Raw genomic sequence first — 19,426 nt, forward strand, 5'->3', positions numbered from 1 at the left:
GACGGGATTTTTCAGCCCGTCCTGCCGTTCGTGTTTTCAGGATACGGAAACGGGACGTTCCTCATCCACCATTTCGGTGGCGCGTTCCAGATCGACGGACAGTACACGGCTGACGCCGCGTTCCTGCATGGTCACGCCATACAGACGGTCCATATGGGCCATGGTCAACTGGTGATGGGTCACGACCAGAAAACGCGTGCCCGCTTCGGCCACCATGTCGCCCAGCAGGCTGCAAAAGCGACCGACATTGGCATCATCCAGCGGGGCGTCCACTTCGTCCAGCACGCAGACAGGGGCCGGATTGCACCGGAACACCGCGAAGATGAGCGAAAGCGCCGTCAGCGCCTGTTCCCCGCCCGAAAGCAGCGAAAGCGTCGCCAGCTTCTTGCCCGGCGGCTGGGCATAGATTTCCAGCCCGGCCTGTAGCGGGTCGTCATTGCCGACCATGCCCAGATGGGCGCGGCCACCGTTGAACATGCGCGCGAACAGGGACTGAAAGTGCTGGTCGATCTGCGAAAACACGGCCATCAGTCGTTCGCGGCCTTCGCGGTTGAGCTGCCCGATCATGCCGCGCAGACGCGCGATGGCGGAGTTCAGCTCATCACGCTCATGCAGGATCGTGTCGATTTTGGTCGATGCGTCCTGTGCCTCGATTTCCGCACGCAGGTTGACCGGTCCCAGTTCATCGCGCTGGCGGCCAAGGCGCGCCACCTTGCGGCGCAGGCTGGTTTCGGCGGCGACACTCAGGTCGGTCGGGACAATATCGGCAGGCGGGGAGGATTCTGCCTGTAGCTGCGCCAGCAGCACCTGCGCCTGTTCACGCCTGCCTTCGGCGCGTACCAGTGCCTCACGCGCGGTCCCCAGCGTATCTTCAGCCATGCGGCGGCCCTGCTGCATTTCCGCCAGCCGGTTTTCCGCCTGTTGCAGTTCCTGCGCCGCCTGATCGTGCGCGGCGGTATGCTGTTCCAGTTCGGTGGCGATGGCGTCCCGGCGGGCACGTACGGCTACGGGCTGTGGCGCCAGACGCTCATGTTCCGTCCGGGCGTTGTCCAGCCGGGTCCGGGCGGCTTCGGCTTCCAGTGTTGCAGCTTCCACGCGATCGGCCCATTGCGTCCTGTCCTGTTCCAGCGTGGTCTGGCGCTGGTGCAGGGCTGCCTGTTCCGTCTGAAGCCGCGCCATGTCATCACGACTGGCCTGTTCCTGCGTGCGCAGGATTTCCGCCTGTTCGCGCAGCGTGGTCAGGGCCTGTTCCAGTTCTCCGGTATCGGGGAGGGCGACCATGCGGGCCTGTGCGGCCTGCATCGTTGCGTCCGCCTGTTCCAGCGCGTGCGACAGGTCGGCCATACGGGCACGGCGTGCTTCCAGCCGCGCGCCCGTCTCACGCGATTTCTGTTCCAGTTCGGCGCGTGCGGCGCGGACGTGTTCCAGATGGGCGCTGGTCGTATCCACCGCTTCACGCGCCTGCCGCAGGGTCTGTTCGGCCTGTGCTGCGGCATCCGTGGCCTGTGTGGCGGCGGTTTCGGCAATGGCTGGCAGGGGCAGGCTGGCCAGATGGGCCTGCTTGGCTTCCAGTTCCGTACGCAGGGCATCATGGTCGTTTTCCAGCCGCGCCTTTTCCGGCAGCATGGAATGCAGCCGCGTTTCGGCTTCGCTATGGCTGGTTGTGGTGGCGTGCAGGGCCTGACGGGCCTGTTCCACGGTGGTTTCAGCCTGCTGGCGTTCCGCGCGCAGGCGGCTTTCCGTTGCCTGCGCCTCGGCAGTCTGTCGTGCGGCCTGCTGCTGCACCTGTTCCAGTTGCGCCAGTTCCGGCAGGGCGGATGCCTGCGCCATGGCCCGGTCAAGGGCCGCATCGGCTTCGCCCAGGGCCGCCTGCGCGGTTTCGTGCTGCATGCGGACGGCGTTGATCTGCGTGGCGATGGTGGCATGCCGTCGGGACAGGTCGGATTCCTCGGCCCGGCAGGTTTCCAGCACGTTTTCGGCTTCGGCCCGTGCGGTACGGGTGGTGTCCAGAAGCCCTGTTGCCTGCTGGCGGGCCTGCATGGCGTCCTGACATGCCTGTTCCAGCGCGGGCAGGGCATCGCGTGCGTGTTCCAGTTCCGCGCGCAGTTCCCGCAGGCGGCCAAGCTGTTGCAGGCGCAGCGCCGCGCGTCCCGGCAGATTGGGGGCCTGAACATAACCATCCCAGCGCCATAGCGCGCCGTCACGGGTTACAAGGCACTGCCCCGCTGCCAGACGGGACTGTAAATCCGCCCCATCGCGCCCATCCGCCAGCAGTCCCGCCGCATTCAGCGCGCGCGACAGGGCCGGTGGGGCATCCAGCAGGGTGGAAAGCGGCGTAATATCCGCATCCGCGAAGGGAACGGGCGTGCCGGGTGGCAGGTCGCGCCATTCACGCGGGGCCTTGCCATCAATCGTGGCATCGAGGCCATCCGCCAGCACTACCGCCAGCGCCGTTTCCAGACCGGCGGGCACATGCAGGCTTTCCGCCAGCGTCACGCCGCTGGCCGGGGTCTGCTCCGTATCGCTTTGCAGGGCGCGGGCGAGACCGTCGGCTTCCGCTTCCAGGCCCGACAGGCTGGCGCGGGCCTGCGCCAGTCGGGCAGTGCAGGATTCTTCCGCCTTTGCCGCGGCAACCTGTTCGGTTTCGGCGGCGGTCATGGCCTCACGGGCGGCTTCAAGCGTCCGTTCGGCTTCCGTGCGGCGGTCAACAAGCCGCGCCAGATCGGCATCGGGTATGGCCTGTGCCTGCAACTGTTCCAGACTGGCGGCCAGCGTATCCACTTCGCTACGGGCACGGGCCTGTGCCGCCTGTGCGCCACGAAGTGCTTCCTCGGCTGCCTGCCGGGTGGAACGGGCTTCCTTCAGCCGCGCATTGGCCTGTATTTCAGCCTGCGTGGCCTGCGTGCGGTTTTCTTCCGCAACAGTCAGTTCCCCGCGTATCTGCGCAAGGCGATTATCCGCCTGCGCCACCACCTGAGCCAGACGTTGCCGTTCGGCTTCGGGCACAAGGCTGGCACGGGCTTTTTCCACATGGGCATTCAGGGTGGCGACATCGCGCTCCAGCGCTTCCTGCCGGTCGCGCAGCGCCATGGTGTCGCGCGTGGCCTGTTCATGCACGCGACGGCTTTCCACGCTGGCATTACGCGCCAGCCCGGCCTGTAGCACGGCTTCGGAATGGGTGCGGGTTGCTTCTTCCCGCGAGGTCAGGGCCGTGGTGGCCTGTTCCTGCGCGATACGGATCTGTTCATCATGGGCCGCGATTGCGGCTTCGGTCGGCATGGCTGCTTCAAGGGCCGCGATTTCTTCGCTCAGGGCCGCATGCTGGGCCGCCAGTTTTTCGTGCGCAAGGGTTGCAGCATCCAGCACTTCGCGGGCCTGCGTGGCCTGTAACTGGGCTTCACGCAGGGCCACGGTGGCCTGTTCCACGCGCGCGGCCATATCGCCGCTGGCCTGCGCCAGTGCCGCGCATTCATCCTGTCTGGCGTCCCGCAGGGCGGGCAGTGCGGACAGGCGTTGTGCAATCCCGGTCCGTTCGGCCTCAAGCTGTTCCAGCATCGTCTGCGCATCATCGCGCCGGGTCAGGGCGGCGGCCTGCACGCTTTCGCACTCGGCAAGGCGGGTGCTGGCCTGTTCCAGGGCGGATTCCGCGCGGGCCAGTTCCTCGGCAATGGTTTCGGCCCGGACCCGGAAACGTTCCAGCGCGGTGCGTCGATCATCCACCTGCGCCCGGAGCTGGGGCAGGGCCTGCGTCATTTCGTAATCGGCAATGACCGCGCCTTCGGCCATTTCCTCGGCGGCCCTGAGGTCGGCGCGGGCCGCATGCAGCGCCGCCTCGCTTTCGGTCACGCCGTGATGCGCGCGGGCATGCAGCAGGGCCAGAAGGGCGACTTCCGATGCCCGCAGTTCCTGCGACAGCGTGCGGTAGCGGCCTGCCTGCTCGGCCTGTTCATGCAGGTCGCCCAGCCGGGATTCAAGCTGGATGCGCAGGTCTTCCGCGCGGGCCAGATTGGCTTCGGTCGCCCGCAGTTTCAGTTCGGCTTCATGCCTGCGGCCATGCAGGCCGGTAATCCCGGCCGCTTCTTCCAAAATGGTGCGGCGTTCTTCGGGCCGGGCATTGACCAGTGCCGATACGCGCCCCTGACTGACCATGGCCGACGAACGTGCGCCCGATGCCAGATCGGCAAACAGGGTCTGCACGTCGCGCCCGCGCATGGTGCGGCCATTGACGCGGTAACCGCTGCCAGCCCCCCGGTCCGCCCGGCGGCAGACCTGCAGTTCGTCCTGGCCCTGAAACGGGGCGGGGGCGACGCTGGCGGCGCCTTCTAGCGTAAGGGTCACTTCCGCCATGTTGCGCGCCGCACGGGCCGCAGTCCCCGCGAAGATCAGGTCATCCATCTCACCCCCGCGCAGCGAGCGGGCGTTGGTTTCCCCCATCACCCAGCGCAGGGCCTCGACCACGTTGGACTTGCCGCAGCCATTCGGCCCGACAATGCCCGTCAGGCCGGGCAGGATGTCCACGGCGACCGGGTCGGCAAAACTCTTGAACCCGGCGATGCGCAGCCGGACGAAACGGGCGGTCATGACAGAAGGGCTCCGCTCACTGTGCCGCGGCTTCGACCTTTTTGGCGAACTCCTCGTAGGTCAGTTCCTGCGAGACCTGCTCCTTGTCATTGAAGCGGAAGGTGGGGGTGCCGTCGATCTTGTACTGCATCTGGGCGCGGTCTTCCTCCTCCATGATGGCATGACGCAGCGTTTCGTCATGGATCGTCTGCTGGAACAGGTCGGGCGACATGCCGGCAAGGGCCGCCATCTTCTGGATTTCCGCCTCATGGTTGACTTCGTTGCCATAGGCGTCCTTGCCAAAGGCCCAGCGGTCCTGACTGGACAGCAGGGCCAGCACGAAGGCTTCATACCGTTCGGGGGGCAGGGCGCGCGCCACCATGGAGGCCGTGAGCGCCACCTGATCGAGCGGGAAGTCGCGGAAGATGTAGTAGACCTTGCCCGTATCGATCAGCTTGCTGCGCACCTCGGGAAAGATTTCCGCCGCAAAGCGGGCGCAATGCGTGCAGGTAAGGGAGAACCATTCCTCCACCCGCACCCTGGCCGAAGGATTGCCCGCCGCGCGGATGGTCAGGCGCGGATCGGATGCCTGCGCCATCGCCCGGCTGGAAAGCAGGCTGCCGCCCGTCATCAGCGCGGGGGCAAGGGCAAGCAGGGTGCGGCGGTTGATGGGCTTCACGGGTCACTCTCCGGTATGGAAATCAGGTGGGGACATCGCCCCGGCGGGTTAAGTGTAAAGATGCGGGCGATCCGCGTAAATCCGTCCCGCCATGCGAAGGCACGCCCCCAGGTGGGAGGCGTGCCCTGCGTTCAGGCCGGCTGCGGGGCTTCTGCGGGCGGCAGGCGCACGCGCACATGGCGGATATGGCGGGCATCCGAATCAAGGGTGCGGAAAACCATGCCGCTTTCGTGGGTTACGATTTCGCCGCGTGTGGGGACATGGCCTGCAAGACGGAAGACAAGCCCGCCCACGGTTTCGATCTCGGCCTCGCGTTCGTCGCGCGTCAGGATCTGGCCGACCTTTTCCTCAAACGCCGCGACAGGGGTGCGGGCATCCACGTCAATCGTGCCGTCGGGCCTGTCGCGCATCATGTTGACGGTGGGTTCGTCATGCTCGTCCGAGATGTCGCCCACGATGGTCTCGATCAGGTCCTCGATGGTGACAAGGCCATCAATGCCGCCATATTCGTCAATTACCAGCGCCAGATGGACATGGCGCAGGCGCATCTGCAACAGCAGGTCCAGCACGGGCAGTTGCGGCGCCACCATGAGCGGCTGGCGCAGCAGCGGTTCCATGCGGAAGGCCTCGCTCGTGCCGACATAGGCGATCAGGTCCTTCACATGGATCATGCCCACGATATCGTCGAGCTGTTCGCGATAGACCGGCATGCGGGAATGGTTTTCCCGCCGCATCATCGCCAGCGCCTCATCAAGGCTGATATCTACGGGCATCGCCACGATGTCGGCGCGCGGGATCATGACGTCATCGGCGGTAATACCGCGCAGACGCAGCACATTGGCCAGCAGGGCGCGTTCCTGCCGGTCCAGTTCGGATGAACGGGGGTCGTCCCCCTCGCTGCCCGCGGCTTCATCCGCTTCCTTGACCAGCGCGGCAATGGAATGACGCAGCCCCTGTTCGCCGCGCTTGCGGCTGAACAGCGACAGGAATCCCCTGCCGCGCGACCCGGACGGAGGTTCCGCGCCCCCTCCCGCATCAGTGTTGGGACGGCTCATGACCGGTTCTCCCGCGCGGACGCCATGCGGCCCGCTTTCCATGGATTGGCCACGCGCAGGCCGGACAGGGTGCGGGCTTCAAGCATTTCCATCTCCCGCGCCTCGCCGGGGTGATGATGGTCATACCCGGCCAGATGCAGGACACCGTGAATGACCAGATGCGTCAGATGGGCGGCCATGTCGCGCCCGGCGGCGCGGGCTTCGCGCTGGACCGTCTCGAAGGCGATGATGATGTCGCCACCCCACACGCCGCCGCCCATCTGCATGGGGGCGTATTCGAATGTCAGGACATTGGTGGGTTTGTTGCGCCCGCGATGCTGCCAGTTCATATGGCGGACCGTGCGGTCATCCGCCAGCACGACCGTAACCGGTCCATGGCAGCCGGTGGCCTGCAACGCGGCATCCACCGCGCGCGTGACCAGACGGACGGGGCAGGGGACGGCGCGGTTCCAGCGCCTGTCCGCCACTGTTACATCGGGTTCGTCCATTCCGGCCGGAAGGACGGGCATCGTGGCCCGTCCCGCTGCATCCGCGACCCCGCCATGATGGGCGGGGCCTGTGCTACTTCGAGGTTTCATCGTTCTCCTGCTGCGATCGTGCGCGATGCGGGCGGCGTTCGGCCGCAGCACGCTGATCGTATGCCTCCACTATACGCGCCACCAGGGGGTGGCGCACCACGTCACGCGATTCAAATCGCATCATGCCGATCCCGGGCAGGCCGTCGAGTGTCTCGACAGCTTCCCGCAGGCCGGATGTGACACCGCGCGGCAGGTCAATCTGGCTCAGATCGCCTGTAATGACCATGCGCGTGCCTTCCCCCATGCGGGTCAGGAACATCTTCATCTGGGCGGGGGTGGTGTTCTGCGCCTCGTCCAGAATGACAAAACAGTGCGCGAGCGTGCGTCCGCGCATGAAGGCGAGAGGTGCGACCTCGATCTCGCCCGTGCCCATGCGGCGGATCACCTGATCGCCCGGCATCATGTCATGCAGGGCATCATAGAGCGGACGCAGGTAGGGATCGATCTTTTCCTTCAGGTCACCGGGCAGGAAGCCAAGCCGTTCCCCGGCTTCCACTGCCGGGCGGGACAGGACGATGCGGTCCACCTGTCCGGCCTGCAGCATGGCCACCGCCTGGGCTACGGCCAGATACGTCTTGCCCGTGCCCGCGGGGCCAAGGCCGAACACCATGTCCTGACGCGCCAGCATGGACATGTACTGCCCCTGACCAACCGAACGCGGGGCGATGGGGCCACGGCGGGTCATGATGGTGGGCAGGTCCGACAGCGCGGGGCTGGTGGGGATGACGGCGGTACGGACGTCTGGCATGGGCAGTTCCCCTGTCGCAGCGGACGGAGCGGAAAAGGCATGGGCCGCCATGCGGATGGCGGTATCGACGGCGGCTGTATCCACGGCCTGCCCGGTGCTGGCGCGGCGGTAGAGTTCAGTCAGCGTGTCCTGTGTCAGTCCTACCCGCTGGGCCGCACCCGTAATGGCGATACGGTTCCCCCGGCAGGACAGCCGGACATCAAATCCACGTTCAAGGTGCAGGAGATGCCGGTCATGATCCCCTACAAGCCAGGCCAGAAGCGCATTGTCCTCAAACTGCATGGTGACCGTGCGGTCATTCGCCGCCGTGCCATCCGGGGAGCGCCGGCCGCCGCTACGACGGGGCGCGTGGAGCGTGGATTGTGTCTGTTCTCTCAAGCCCTGTCTGCCTCCTCTGTCAGGACACCACCAAGGGAGTTGGTGTAGGTATGGCCGACCGCCACGGTGGCGATGCGCCCGATCAGGCTGTCCGGGCCTTCAACGTTCACGGCCTGCAGCCACGGGCTTTTGCCTGATATCTGGCCCGGTTTGCGTCCGCGCCCGGTAAAGAGCACCGGCACGACCTGACCCACAGTTGCGGCGTTGAACGCATCCTGCTGCACGCGCAGTACGGCCTGAAGTTCCTGCAGGCGCGCATCTTTCACGTCCTCGGGCACCTGCATGCCCGCACCTGCGGCCGGTGTGCCGGGGCGCGAGGAATATTTGAAGGAATAGGCCTGCGCGAAACCGATCTCGCCAATCAGGCGCATCGTATCGGCAAAGTCGGCATCCGTCTCCCCCGGATGGCCGACGATGAAATCGGATGACAGCGCCAGATCGGGCCGGGCGTCGCGCAGGCGGGCGACCAGCGTGCGGTATTCATCCGCCGTATGGCCCCGGTTCATGGCGGCCAGCACACGGTCGGACCCGGACTGCACCGGCAGATGCAGGAACGGCATGAGCTGCGGCAGGTCACGATGGGCCGCGATCAGGTCGTCTTCCATGTCGCGCGGGTGGGATGTGGTGTAGCGGATGCGCTGTATTCCCACCTCATCGGCCAGCACGCGGGCGAGACGGGCCAGCCCCCATGTTGCGCCATCGGGGCCTTCGCCGTGATAGGCGTTGACGTTCTGTCCCAGCAGCGTGATTTCCGCGATCCCCGCCGCCGCCAGCTGGCGCGCTTCCGCAATCACCGCCGCAGCCGGGCGGCTGCTTTCAGCCCCGCGCGTATAGGGCACGACGCAGAAGGAGCAGAACTTGTCGCACCCTTCCTGAATGGTCAGGAACGCCGAACCGCCCGCCGGGGCGACACGGTCGGCAGGCAGGAAATCGAATTTCTGCTCCACCGGGAAATCCGTCTCGATCACGGCGCCCGCCGCGCGCGCGGCGCGGGCCACCATTTCGGGCAGCCGGTGATAGGTCTGTGGCCCCAGCACGATATCGACATAGGGTGCGCGGGCCAGGATTTCCTTGCCTTCTGCCTGCGCCACGCAGCCGGCTACGGCCAGTACGGTGCCTTCGCCCCGTTCGGCGCGGGCTTCCTTCACCTTGCGCAGGCGGCCCAGTTCCGAAAACACCTTTTCCGCCGCCCGGTCGCGGATATGGCAGGTGTTGAGGATGATCATGTCCGCAGCTTCCGGCGTGCCCACCGCGCGGTAGCCCAGCGGGCGCAGCACGTCGGTCATCCGCTCGCTGTCATACACGTTCATCTGGCAGCCCCATGTTATGACATGAAGCCCCCTGACGGATGCTGTGCTGGGCTGCGGCGTGGCCACGGAGAAGGGAGACAGGCTGTTCACGGGTCAGGTATCCTCGGGCATCATCGCGGGCATGGACCCGCCTAACGGGCGCAACACATCGTAGCTCCCGTGCGTGCGGTCAAGTGCCTTGCGACCAATATGCCAAGGAACAAATGGTCTGCCCATCAACGCTCCCGGTCCGTATGGTGGGGATGCCGGGCGCGGCAACCCCTTCCTGCCTGCTGCGATCATGCCCGCCGGAATCGGGGTGCTGTCAAGCCAAGATCAATGCAGTGGATACAGTTTGCCACACAATCGCCCCCGTTTCGGGGCGCAAACGTGGTATTGGGAACTTATTAAGGGACTGGTGTTAATATCGGTTTGATCATGCATGCCGGGAATGGCAGACATAACACAGTGGGAACCTAACCGCACGGAAGACAGGAACAGGGGCGGCACCGTTTGACAGGATTGCGTCATCTCCGCATGGCATGCAGCGCAAGCGCGTATGTCAGGCGCGGTGTCAGTTACATAGGCCTGTATACCATGATGATGGTTTCCCTGACCGGGGGGAATTCCGCATGGGCGGCGGACCCGCAGGATTACCTGACCACCATCCGGCCCACCGGCAATGCGGACCTTGATGCGGCGCTGCGGGCTTCTTCGGACCTTCTGTCGCTACAGAAAACGCAGGCCGTCAGCCCGTTTGCCCTTACGGGGCGTATTCACAACGATTATTCCCGCCTGATCAGCGCGCTGGAAAGTTATGGCTATTATGCCGGTTCCATCAGCATCTCCGTAACCGACGCCAGCACCAGACCTGCTGACGGAGCCGACAGGGGGCATGACGGACGTGACCCGGACCTGCCCGAGTGGCTGCAGACCATCCCCACGGGCCACAAGGCGCAGATCACCATAACCGCCACCCCCGGCGTACAGTTTACCATCGGCACCGTTACGCTGACGCCGGACAAGGGCGATCCCCCCGTCCACCTGAACGCGGATGAGGCGAAAGCTTTCGGCATGAAGCCGGGCATGCCCGCGCAGGCTGAAACTGTTCTGGGCGCGGGCAGCGCCCTTCAGACCGCGATGACGGAGGAAGGCTACGCCCTTGTTCATGTCAGCACGCCGCAGGCATGGCTGCGGCCCGCCACCCATACGCTGGATATTGCCTATACCGTCCATCGCGGGCCGGTGGTCAATCTGGGGGCATTTGACTTCGCGGGGCTGCAGCGCACGCATCCGGCCTATATCGTAAGGCGGCTGACCATTGCGCCGGGAGAGCTGTACCAGCCGTCACGCATCGAACGCGCGCGACAGGATATTGCCTCCACCGGGCTGTTTTCGGACGTGCAGGTCAATCACGGCGATACGCTGGCGTCGGATGGCACGATGCCGCTCAATTTCGCCTTCCGGGAGGGCAAGCGCCACAGCGTGGGTGCCGAAGGCGGCTATTCGACCGATCTGGGTGGCCGCGCGGGTGTGACATGGACGCATAACAACCTGTTCGGCAATGCCGAGCGGCTGCGGCTGACCGCGCTCATGACCGGACTTGGCGGTTCGGCGGAGCAGGGGCTTGGCTATGATTTCTATGCCGACCTGATGAAGCCGGATTTCGGTTCGCGCCAGCAGAATCTGAGCGTCCGGCTGGAAGGGATAAAGCAGGAACTCTATTCCTACCGGCAGACGGCCCTGCTGGCGCGCATCGGTATCGTCCGGCATATCAACCGTCGCTGGAACGTATCCTTCGGCGGTCAGATCGAGCAGGAACAGATCGAGCAGATGGGCAACACCAACAGCTATTTCATCCTGTCGGTGCCCCTTTCGGCCAATTACGACGGGACCGGCGTGGACAACCCCATAACCCCCGCCACCCATGGCGTGCGCATCGGGGCCAATATCACCCCTTCCGCATCCCTGACCGATGGGACATCGTTCTTCACCATCATGCAGGCTACGGTCTCGACCTATTTCGACCTTACGCATCTGGGCATCTCGCGGCCCGGTCGCAGCGTGCTGGCATGGCGGGGAACGATCGGGAATGTGGAGGGGGCCTCAACCTTCGCCATTCCGCCTGACCAGCGGCTATACGCCGGTGGCAGCGCGACGGTGCGCGGGTACCGTTATCAGGGTGTCGGGCCGCAGTTTGCCAATACACGTTATGCCATTGGCGGCACGTCCATGGATGCGGGTTCATTTGAATACCGCCAGCGCATCTTGCAGAAATTCGGGGCCGTGGGCTTTGTCGATGCCGGGCAGGTCACGGCGGGACATGCCCCCTTCAATGGCACGGTGCGCGTGGGTGCCGGGGCGGGAGCGCGGTATTATACCCCCATCGGCCCGGTGCGGCTGGATGTGGCCGTGCCACTCAACCGGCCTGCGCGCGGGGACAAGTGGGAACTTTACGTCGGCCTAGGGGAAACCTTCTGATGCCTGAGCAGACAGCAACACCCGTCCCGCCGCGTCGCCGCTACCGCACGGTCCTGCGTGCCGTCGCCTTCGGGCTGGGAATTCCCGTGGGGCTGGTGGCCGTGGCGCTGGGCATGGTGCTGGTCGCGGGCAATACCGGCATCGGCCAGCGCGAGATCGAACGCCGCCTGCCCGGCCTTACGGGGGGCAGCGTGCATCTGTCGGGGCTGGGCGGACGTTTTCCCGATGCGCTGCATGTCCGGCATCTGGAACTTGACGACTATCGCGGCGCGTGGCTGTCGATTGATGACCTGCAACTGGACTGGTCACCACTGCGGCTGCTGACCCGGCAGGCGGTCATAAGCAACCTGTCCATGGCGCGGCTGTCCATCCCGCGCCTGAGCGAGGACGATCCCGCCCATCCGCCAAAGCCGGAAAAAGAGTCCGGCGAGAGCATCCATATGGGTGTCAGCATCCATGCGGTAAACGTGGCGCGGATAGAAGTGGGCGCGCCGATTGCCCGCATACCTGCCGCCTTCAGCCTGAACGGCCATGCCAGCCTTGCCGATATCGCGCCCGTTCTGGACCATTTTTCCGTCGCCACCCTGCCGCCTGCCGATATTGCGCTGAAGCTGACCCGGCTGGACCATCCCGGCAGTCTGGATCTGGATACCCGGCTGGACCGGCGCACCGTATCGCTGAACCTGCACGCGCATGAGGATGCGCAGGGTTTCCTGTCCACGCTCACCCAACTGCCAGCCCTTGCCCCGCTGGACCTGACGCTTGGCCTGCATGGACCGCGCGATCAGGCGGAACTGGCCCTTGCGCTGACCACGGGGGCCGTAAAGGCGGGTGCGAACGGGCAGGTGGGGCTGATCGACCGGCATATGGCGCTGGATGTCACGGCCAGCAGTAAGGACCTTGTGGCGGGCAGCGGACTGAGCTGGCAGGGGGCCAGTCTCAAGGCGCATCTGGGTGGGACCCTGAACCGGCCCAAGGGGAACGGCGTGTTCGATATCGACCGCCTGATGACCGATACCGCCGGTTTTACTTCGCTGCATATGGTGGCAGATGGATTGAGCGGGCAGGAAAATGGCCAGCCCGAACATGCCGCCATCCATGCGACCCTGACCGGCCTGCGTATTCCCGGCAGCCAGCCTACCCTGTTTGCGGGTGAACCGGTCAGGCTGGACCTGATGTGGCATCCCGATGCGACGGGCGGTCCGGTTGACCTGACGCTATCGCACCCGCTGGTCCAGCTTGCGGGCCAGATCATGACGGCGGGTGAAATGGCGGCCACTTTCCACGCGGACCTGCCCGATCTCGCGCCACTGGCGGCTGCGGGCGGGACGAAACTGCACGGTCACGCCGGACTGTCCGGGAACGTGACACTGCCGGGCAAGGGCCATGACGGGCGGTTTGGTCTTGACAGCAAGGTGGTGCTGGATGGTGGCCTGCCGATCGCCGTTGGCCTGATCGGGGACAAGGGACAACTGAACGCCGCGGGCACCATCAGCCGCGACAGGCATGGTGCCAATACCATTACCTTCACCTCGCTTGCGGTGCAGGGCAGCACCCTGCAACTGGATGCCTCACAGCTCCGTCTGGTTACGGGTACGCCGCTCCGTGTGGATGCAGATGCCCATCTTGGCCTGTCTGATCTGCATGTGCTTGCGCCCACGCTGCATGGAAAGATGCAGGCCGACCTGCATGCGGCGGGACCAGTGGACGACCTTATGGCCAGCGTGAAAACTCAGGCCAGCATCGCCGCGGGCAATACGGTGGCGGGCGACATGCAGGCCAGCGCAAGCATGGCGCACCTGCCGCAGGTGAAACAGGGGGCACTGGATATTTCAGGCACACTGGACCGTGCGCCCATCGCTGTATCGGCCCGTCTGGACAGCAATGCCGATGACAGCCGCCATATGCAGGTGGAGCATCTGGGCTGGAAAAGCCTTACCGGTCAGGCGGACATGACGCTGCCTGCGGGCCATGTCGTGCCATCGGGAACGCTGGACCTGCATATGACCCGTCTTGCGGACCTGCATGAACTGACCGGGCAGGACATAAACGGCCACCTGTCGGCCACGGTGCGCACCACGGCCGCCACGGCAACGGCGCCTGCCGAACTGGATGTGAACGTGGACAGCGCGCTTGGCGCCGCCATGGCGCGGGTCGACCGGCTGGTGCTGCGGGGCAGGGTGCTGGACCCGGTCGGCACGCCCACGACCGATCTGGACCTTGTGGTGGATAACGCCCATTTCCGCGATATGGGCGGTCATGGCCATGTGACGGCCAAGGGACCAATATCCGGCCTGAACATTACGGCGCAGTCCGGCGTGGATACCCCATGGACGGGGGCCGCCACCCTTGATACCGCGCTGCTGGCCAACGTCCCCGGTCACTCCGTAACCGTTCACCGGCTGGCGGCGGAAGCACGGCATGAGCAGGTGCGCCTTGATGCGCCCGTCAGCGTCACCTATGGCAAGGAAACCGCCATTGACCACCTGCGGGCCACCATCACGCCACCCCACGGGCAGGCGGGTAACGTGGAAGCCAGCGGCAGGATTGCGCCCACGCTGGACCTGCACGCCAGCATCACGCGCCTCTCGCCCGACCTGCTGACGCCCTTCATCGCGAACCTGCAGGCACAGGGCATGCTTTCGGCCGATGCACGGCTGACCGGCACGACCACCAACCCTTCGGGTAAGGTCAACGTGCATGGGACGGACCTGAAATATCATACCGATTACACATCATCCCTTGCACCTGCATCGCTGGATGCAACGGCCAACCTGAATGCCGGGATGGCGCAGGTCGATGCCCGTCTTCAGGCAGGGACGCAGGTCAACCTGTCGCTGCGTGGAACCGCGCCGGTCAACAGGACGGGACAGCTTAACCTGCAGGCCGATGGCAATCTGGACCTTGCGGTCGCCAATGCCTATCTGGGTGCGCAGGGCATGCAGGCTGGCGGCAACCTGCAGATGGGCATTGGCATGCGGGGCACGCTGGGCCAGCCGCGCATGAGCGGCACGCTGACGCTGGCGAATGGACTGTTCCACGATTTCGGGCAGGGGATTCAGCTTTCCGCCATGCGTGGCACGGTCAACGCCATGGGGGACAGGCTGGTGATTTCCTCCCTGACCGCGCAGGCGGGCAAGGGAACGCTTGCGGCATCGGGCAGCTACGGGGTGTTGCAGCCCGGCCAGCCGATCGACCTGCATATCCATGCGGATAATGCCCGCCCGCTGGCCAGCGACCTGATTACCGCCACGCTGGATGGTGATCTGGGTGTAAAGGGGCTGCTGTCCAGCCGGATTGATGCGACTGGGGACATTACCCTGAAGCAGGTGGATATCAACATTCCGGATTCCCTGCCCACTTCGGTCGCCCATCTCAATGTCATCCGGCCGGAAGATGAAAAGAACGCACAAACTGTTGTCCATACCTCGCCACTGGTGGTGGGGCTGGGGCTGGATGTGCGGTCGCCGGGGCGGTTCTATGTGCGTGGGCATGGGCTGAATACGGAAATGCATGGCCGTATCCATACTGGCGGCACCGCCACCGCGCCGGTGGTGACGGGGGCTTTCTCTCTGGTCAAGGGCGGGTTCTCTCTGGGTGGCATCTCCCTTGATTTCAGCAAGGGACAGGTGGGGTTCAACGGTGTCGGCGTTACCCATGCCATTGATCCCACGCTGGATTTCGTGGCCGAACGCAGCACCAACGATGGCACGGCCCGGTTGAACGTAGGGGGCTATGCCAGCGCCCCGAAGATCACGTTCTCATCCTCCCCGCCGCTGTCACAGGATCAGATTCTGGCCATCCTGCTGTTCGGCACGGATTCGCAGTCGCTTTCGGCCACGCAGATGGCGTCCATCGCGGCGGCGGTCGCAACGCTGAGTGGTGGTTCCGCCTTCGATCCGCTGGGGATGGTGCGCAAGACCCTGCATCTTGACCGGTTGCAGATGAGCAGTTCATCCAACGGGTCAGGCGGAAACGATACCGGCGCGATCGAGGCCGGGAAATACGTGATGCGCGGCGTGTATGTGGGCGCCAAGCAGGCCACATCGGGTTCCGGCACGCAGGCGCAGGTGCAGGTTGACCTGACCAAGCGGCTCAAGATCAATACGACCGTGGGTACGGGTGGCAACGTGACCGGCTTCACCACGCCGGAAAACGATCCGGGTAGCAGTATCGGCCTGCTGTACCAGTTCAAGTACTGAGCCGTGGCCTGTCATCTGCGCCGGTGAAGCGGAGCGCGGACATCCCTGTCTGGTAAGCTATATTTCACCGTGACCGTAACCGTCATCCCCTGTTCCGCAGGGGGGAAATGCATTACGGTCCCGACATGATTGCTCAAGCTGACGGCCGTGGCGGCCTGTTGCCCCTCATGCTGGCCATTGCCAGCGGCATGCTGGCGATGGGGATGGCGCTGCCTGCCCTGCCACTGGAATTCCAGTCACGTTTTGGCAGTGGCACGACCCTGATCGGCCTTGTGATGGGTATCCAGTCCGCCGCCACCCTGCTGTCGCGTCCATGGGCGGGCCGGATGGCGGACCTGCGCGGCGGTCGGGACACGCTGCTGTCGGGTCTGGCCTGCACGGCATGTTCGGGCATGGCGTACAGTCTCGCCCTGCTGCCGTTTCTTTCGCCACCCGCGCAGCAGGCCGTAATTGTCGTTGGCCGGTTGCTCATGGGGCTGGGTGAAGGGCTTATGGTCACGGGCGGCGGGGTATGGGCCGTCGTGATCGTGGGGCGTGCACGGGCGGGGGCTGCGATGTCGTGGGTCGGGCTGGCCATATTCGCCGGGCTGGGCATGGGTTCCGCGCTGGGCGACGTGATCGAGGCGCAGGCCGGTTTCCTGCTGTTGTGCATTGTCGCCATCGCCCTGCCGGTGGGTGGCATGCTGCTTATCCTGTCGCGTCCATCGCCCCCCGCGCTGCATGATGGCACGCATGCGGAGGTGCGCTGGAAGGACCTGATTGCCCATACATGGATATGGGGGCTGACGCTGGGACTGTCCGCCGTGGGATTTGCGGCGATTTCATCCTTTCTGGTCATTTTCTATTCGGCCCGGGACTGGCATGCGGGCGGCTGGGCGCTGGCGGCCTTTGGTGTCGGCCATATGATTGCAAGGCTGATTGGCAGCCGTCATGTGGACCGGCATGACGTGCGGCCCATGGTCGCCATCATCATGCTGACCGAGGCCGCGGGGCTGGCCATGATCTGGCAGGCATCGGGACCGACGGAGGCCGCGATGGGCAGTTTCCTGAGCGGGCTGGGCTATTCGCTGACCTATCCGCTGCTGGCCGGGCCGGTGCTCCGGCAGGTGCCGCCGCAGGCTGCGGGGTCGGCCATTGGGCTGTTTGATGTATTTTTCGATATTGCGGCAGGGTCCGGCGCGGTGCTGTCGGGCGTGCTGGCGGGAATTGCCGGGCCGCGCAGCCCCTTCGTGCTGGCCATGCTGGCCGCCCTTGCGGGCAGCGCGATCATGCTGATGGTGCGCTGCCCCCCGTCAGGCCGCACGGAATAATCCGTGCACAGACGGCGGTCAGCGCGGCCCGTCAGGATTTTTTGACGAATTCCGATTTCAGGTTCATCGCGCCAATCCCGCTGATCTTGCAGGCGATGTCATGCCCGTCCGTTCCGTCTACCAGACGGATGTTCTTGACCTTCGTCCCGCCTTTGACGACGGAGGAAGACCCCTTGATCTTCAGGTCCTTGATAACCGTTACCGTATCGCCATCCGTCAGTTCATTGCCGTTGGCGTCGCGGATGACGCGCGGTCCCTGCGTATCGGTGGCGCTGTCCTGCGGGTTCCATTCATGGCCACATTCGGGGCACATCCACAGGCTGCCATCGGGATAGACATGCTCGCACCCACAGGTGGGGCATTTCAGGTCGGTCGTCATTAATGTCCTCGTTATCGGGGCACATGCGACAGGAGCCACCGGGCATCCGTTGCCATGCGCCCATATCAAAACCGCCGGCCCATGGGCCGGCGGATCAGGTTGGGGGTAAGGGGGCAGGAAAGAAGCTGTTTCAGGCCGCTTTCATGACTTCGGTCAGCTTTTCCAGCACTTCGGTGGGTTCCTTGCCTTCCAGCACGGCAACCTCGGCCACGAAGCGCTCCTGTGCCGCTTCGAACAGCTTGCGCTCACTGAAGCTGCCATCAAGGCTGTCGACATTACGGCGCAGGTCACGCAGCACTTCGGCAATCTGCACCAGATCGCCCGAATTGATCTTTTCCTGATAGGCGACGGCGCGACGTGCCCACATGCCGCGGCTGACATGCGGCTTGCCCTTGATGATGGCCATCGCCTTGTCCACGATCTCGCGTGAGACGATCTTGCGCAGGCCCGACCGCCGGGCCTTGGACAGCGGAATGCGCAGTGTCATCTGGTTGCCGGGGAAGGAAATCTGGATCATCTCCAGCTTCGTTCCGGCGATTTCGTCGACGCCGATCCGGTCGACACGTCCGACCCCGTGCGCCGCGTAGACTATGGCGTCACCTTCGCGGAACGGATCTTCGTCTTTTACAGCCTTGCTGGACTTTGCTTCGGCAGCCGTGGTCGCCGCGGCCGTCCGTGCCATGGCATCGGTCACAGTGCCCTTCTGGGTGGTTCTGAACATGCTCATGGGAATCATATAACATAAATTCCGCCTTCTGTCTTGATCCCTTCCTGCATGTTCGGGCAGGGTCAATGATCAGCCCACTATTCCCCTTACCGGCGCCAGTGGCGGCGGGGCGGGCAGTCCGCAGGACTGGAGCAGGTCGATTTCGATCGTGCGGGAAATCGTCAGCATCGGCATGCCGTGCGGCGTGGCGCTGAACGGGTCCTGCAGGTCACTGCCGATCTTGTCGAGTGCAACGAACAGCAGCCCCACCAGTGACGACCCCAGCGGCGTGATCCATCCCAGCGTCTGCACCATGGATAGCGGCAGGATAATGCAGAATACCGCCGCCACCACCTTGGGCAGGACGGAAAACTGGATGGCCAGTGGCGTGTTGCGTATGCGCTCCAGCCCGCCCTGCGCATTGCTCATGTCCGACAGGATGCGGTCGATCTGTCCCTGCAGCGCCCCGTCAATGCCCAGCCTGCGCGATTCCTCATCCACCCGCAGCCCGATCTGGAACAGGATGGCGGCGGGGATGTTCGCCTTGCCCTCCACGCCCGCCTTCATGGAATCGGGCAGCAGACGCATGATGTCATCCGTTGCGTCCAGACGGCCCAGCGCACCGCGCAGCGCGTAAGGGTAGGCGGCCATGGCGCGCGCAAGATCGGGACATCCGCGCAGGATGGTGCCCGCCTGCCGCGCGAAGGACCGGCTGTTGTTGGTGACCGCTCCCCACAGGGTGCGTCCTTCCCACCAGCGGTTATAGGCGGTGTTGTTGCGAAAGCTCATGAACAGCACCAGCGCCGAACCGATGAGCGAGACGGGCAGGGTCGGCTGTTCCATCCATTCCTGATGGAAGATCTGGAACATGACCACGACGACTACGTCCCATGCGCATAAAAGCACCAGCGACAGCAGGCTTTCGCGCATCAGGATCCACAAACCAATTCTGCGATTGATGACCATATGGCGTTCCCGATAGTGGCGACAGGCCAACAGGCATATCACATCCATGCCGCGCTGCGGGACTGTGTCCGGCCTGTGGCATGATTTGTAACCGA

General features: G+C 64.8%; 12 protein-coding genes. 3 read left to right on the forward strand and 9 right to left on the reverse strand.

What is annotated here, in order from left to right:
• Nucleotides 1–36 precede the first annotated feature (36 nt).
• From ACBR42_RS13255 to miaB, 6 genes are all read right to left on the reverse strand, one after another.
• Nucleotides 37–4,581 (reverse strand): AAA family ATPase, encoded by a 4,545-nt coding sequence (locus ACBR42_RS13255; protein WP_371208313.1) that lies wholly within the window; start codon nt 4,579–4,581, stop codon nt 37–39.
• A 16-nt stretch (nt 4,582–4,597) separates the two neighbouring features.
• Nucleotides 4,598–5,191: a thioredoxin domain-containing protein gene (locus tag ACBR42_RS13260; protein ID WP_102324181.1), complete on the reverse strand. Its 594-nt coding sequence runs from the start codon at nt 5,189–5,191 to the stop codon at nt 4,598–4,600.
• 179 nt (nt 5,192–5,370) lie between these two features.
• Nucleotides 5,371–6,294 (reverse strand): hemolysin family protein, encoded by a 924-nt coding sequence (locus tag ACBR42_RS13265; protein ID WP_102323485.1) that lies wholly within the window; start codon nt 6,292–6,294, stop codon nt 5,371–5,373.
• Complete coding sequence (gene ybeY, locus ACBR42_RS13270; RefSeq protein WP_110547987.1) at nt 6,291–6,803, reverse strand: rRNA maturation RNase YbeY; 513 nt, start codon at nt 6,801–6,803, stop codon at nt 6,291–6,293. The genes ACBR42_RS13265 and ybeY overlap by 4 nt, the downstream gene beginning before the upstream one ends.
• Before the next feature lie 52 nt (nt 6,804–6,855).
• On the reverse strand, nt 6,856–7,902 hold the full coding sequence (locus ACBR42_RS13275; protein WP_371208318.1) for a PhoH family protein: 1,047 nt from the start codon (nt 7,900–7,902) through the stop codon (nt 6,856–6,858).
• A gap of 92 nt (nt 7,903–7,994) precedes the next feature.
• A complete protein-coding gene (gene miaB / locus ACBR42_RS13280; RefSeq protein ID WP_110547988.1) occupies nt 7,995–9,398 on the reverse strand; it encodes a tRNA (N6-isopentenyl adenosine(37)-C2)-methylthiotransferase MiaB in 1,404 nt (467 codons plus the stop codon).
• A 486-nt stretch (nt 9,399–9,884) separates the two neighbouring features.
• Here miaB and ACBR42_RS13285 point away from each other — a divergent pair, with 486 nt between their 5' ends.
• From ACBR42_RS13285 to ACBR42_RS13295, 3 genes are all read left to right on the forward strand, one after another.
• Nucleotides 9,885–11,768: an autotransporter assembly complex family protein gene (locus ACBR42_RS13285; RefSeq protein ID WP_371208314.1), complete on the forward strand. Its 1,884-nt coding sequence runs from the start codon at nt 9,885–9,887 to the stop codon at nt 11,766–11,768.
• Nucleotides 11,768–15,970: a translocation/assembly module TamB domain-containing protein gene (locus ACBR42_RS13290; protein WP_371208315.1), complete on the forward strand. Its 4,203-nt coding sequence runs from the start codon at nt 11,768–11,770 to the stop codon at nt 15,968–15,970. Before ACBR42_RS13285 ends, ACBR42_RS13290 begins: the two co-directional genes overlap by 1 nt.
• Before the next feature lie 107 nt (nt 15,971–16,077).
• A complete protein-coding gene (locus ACBR42_RS13295) occupies nt 16,078–17,280 on the forward strand; it encodes an MFS transporter (RefSeq protein WP_371208316.1) in 1,203 nt (400 codons plus the stop codon).
• A 31-nt stretch (nt 17,281–17,311) separates the two neighbouring features.
• Here ACBR42_RS13295 and ACBR42_RS13300 read toward each other — a convergent pair whose 3' ends face one another.
• From ACBR42_RS13300 to ACBR42_RS13310, 3 genes are all read right to left on the reverse strand, one after another.
• Nucleotides 17,312–17,659 (reverse strand): zinc ribbon domain-containing protein YjdM, encoded by a 348-nt coding sequence (locus ACBR42_RS13300; RefSeq protein ID WP_102323492.1) that lies wholly within the window; start codon nt 17,657–17,659, stop codon nt 17,312–17,314.
• 130 nt (nt 17,660–17,789) lie between these two features.
• Entirely contained in the window at nt 17,790–18,386 is a 597-nt protein-coding gene (locus ACBR42_RS13305; RefSeq protein ID WP_102324182.1) for a CarD family transcriptional regulator, read from the reverse strand.
• Nucleotides 18,387–18,455: 69 nt separating this feature from the next.
• Nucleotides 18,456–19,331, reverse strand: a complete 876-nt coding sequence (locus ACBR42_RS13310) for a bestrophin family protein (protein ID WP_102324183.1) — start codon at nt 19,329–19,331, stop codon at nt 18,456–18,458.
• Nucleotides 19,332–19,426: the final 95 nt, after the last annotated feature.

Source organism: Komagataeibacter sp. SM21 (assembly GCF_041402665.1).
Taxonomy (GTDB): domain Bacteria; phylum Pseudomonadota; class Alphaproteobacteria; order Acetobacterales; family Acetobacteraceae; genus Komagataeibacter; species Komagataeibacter saccharivorans.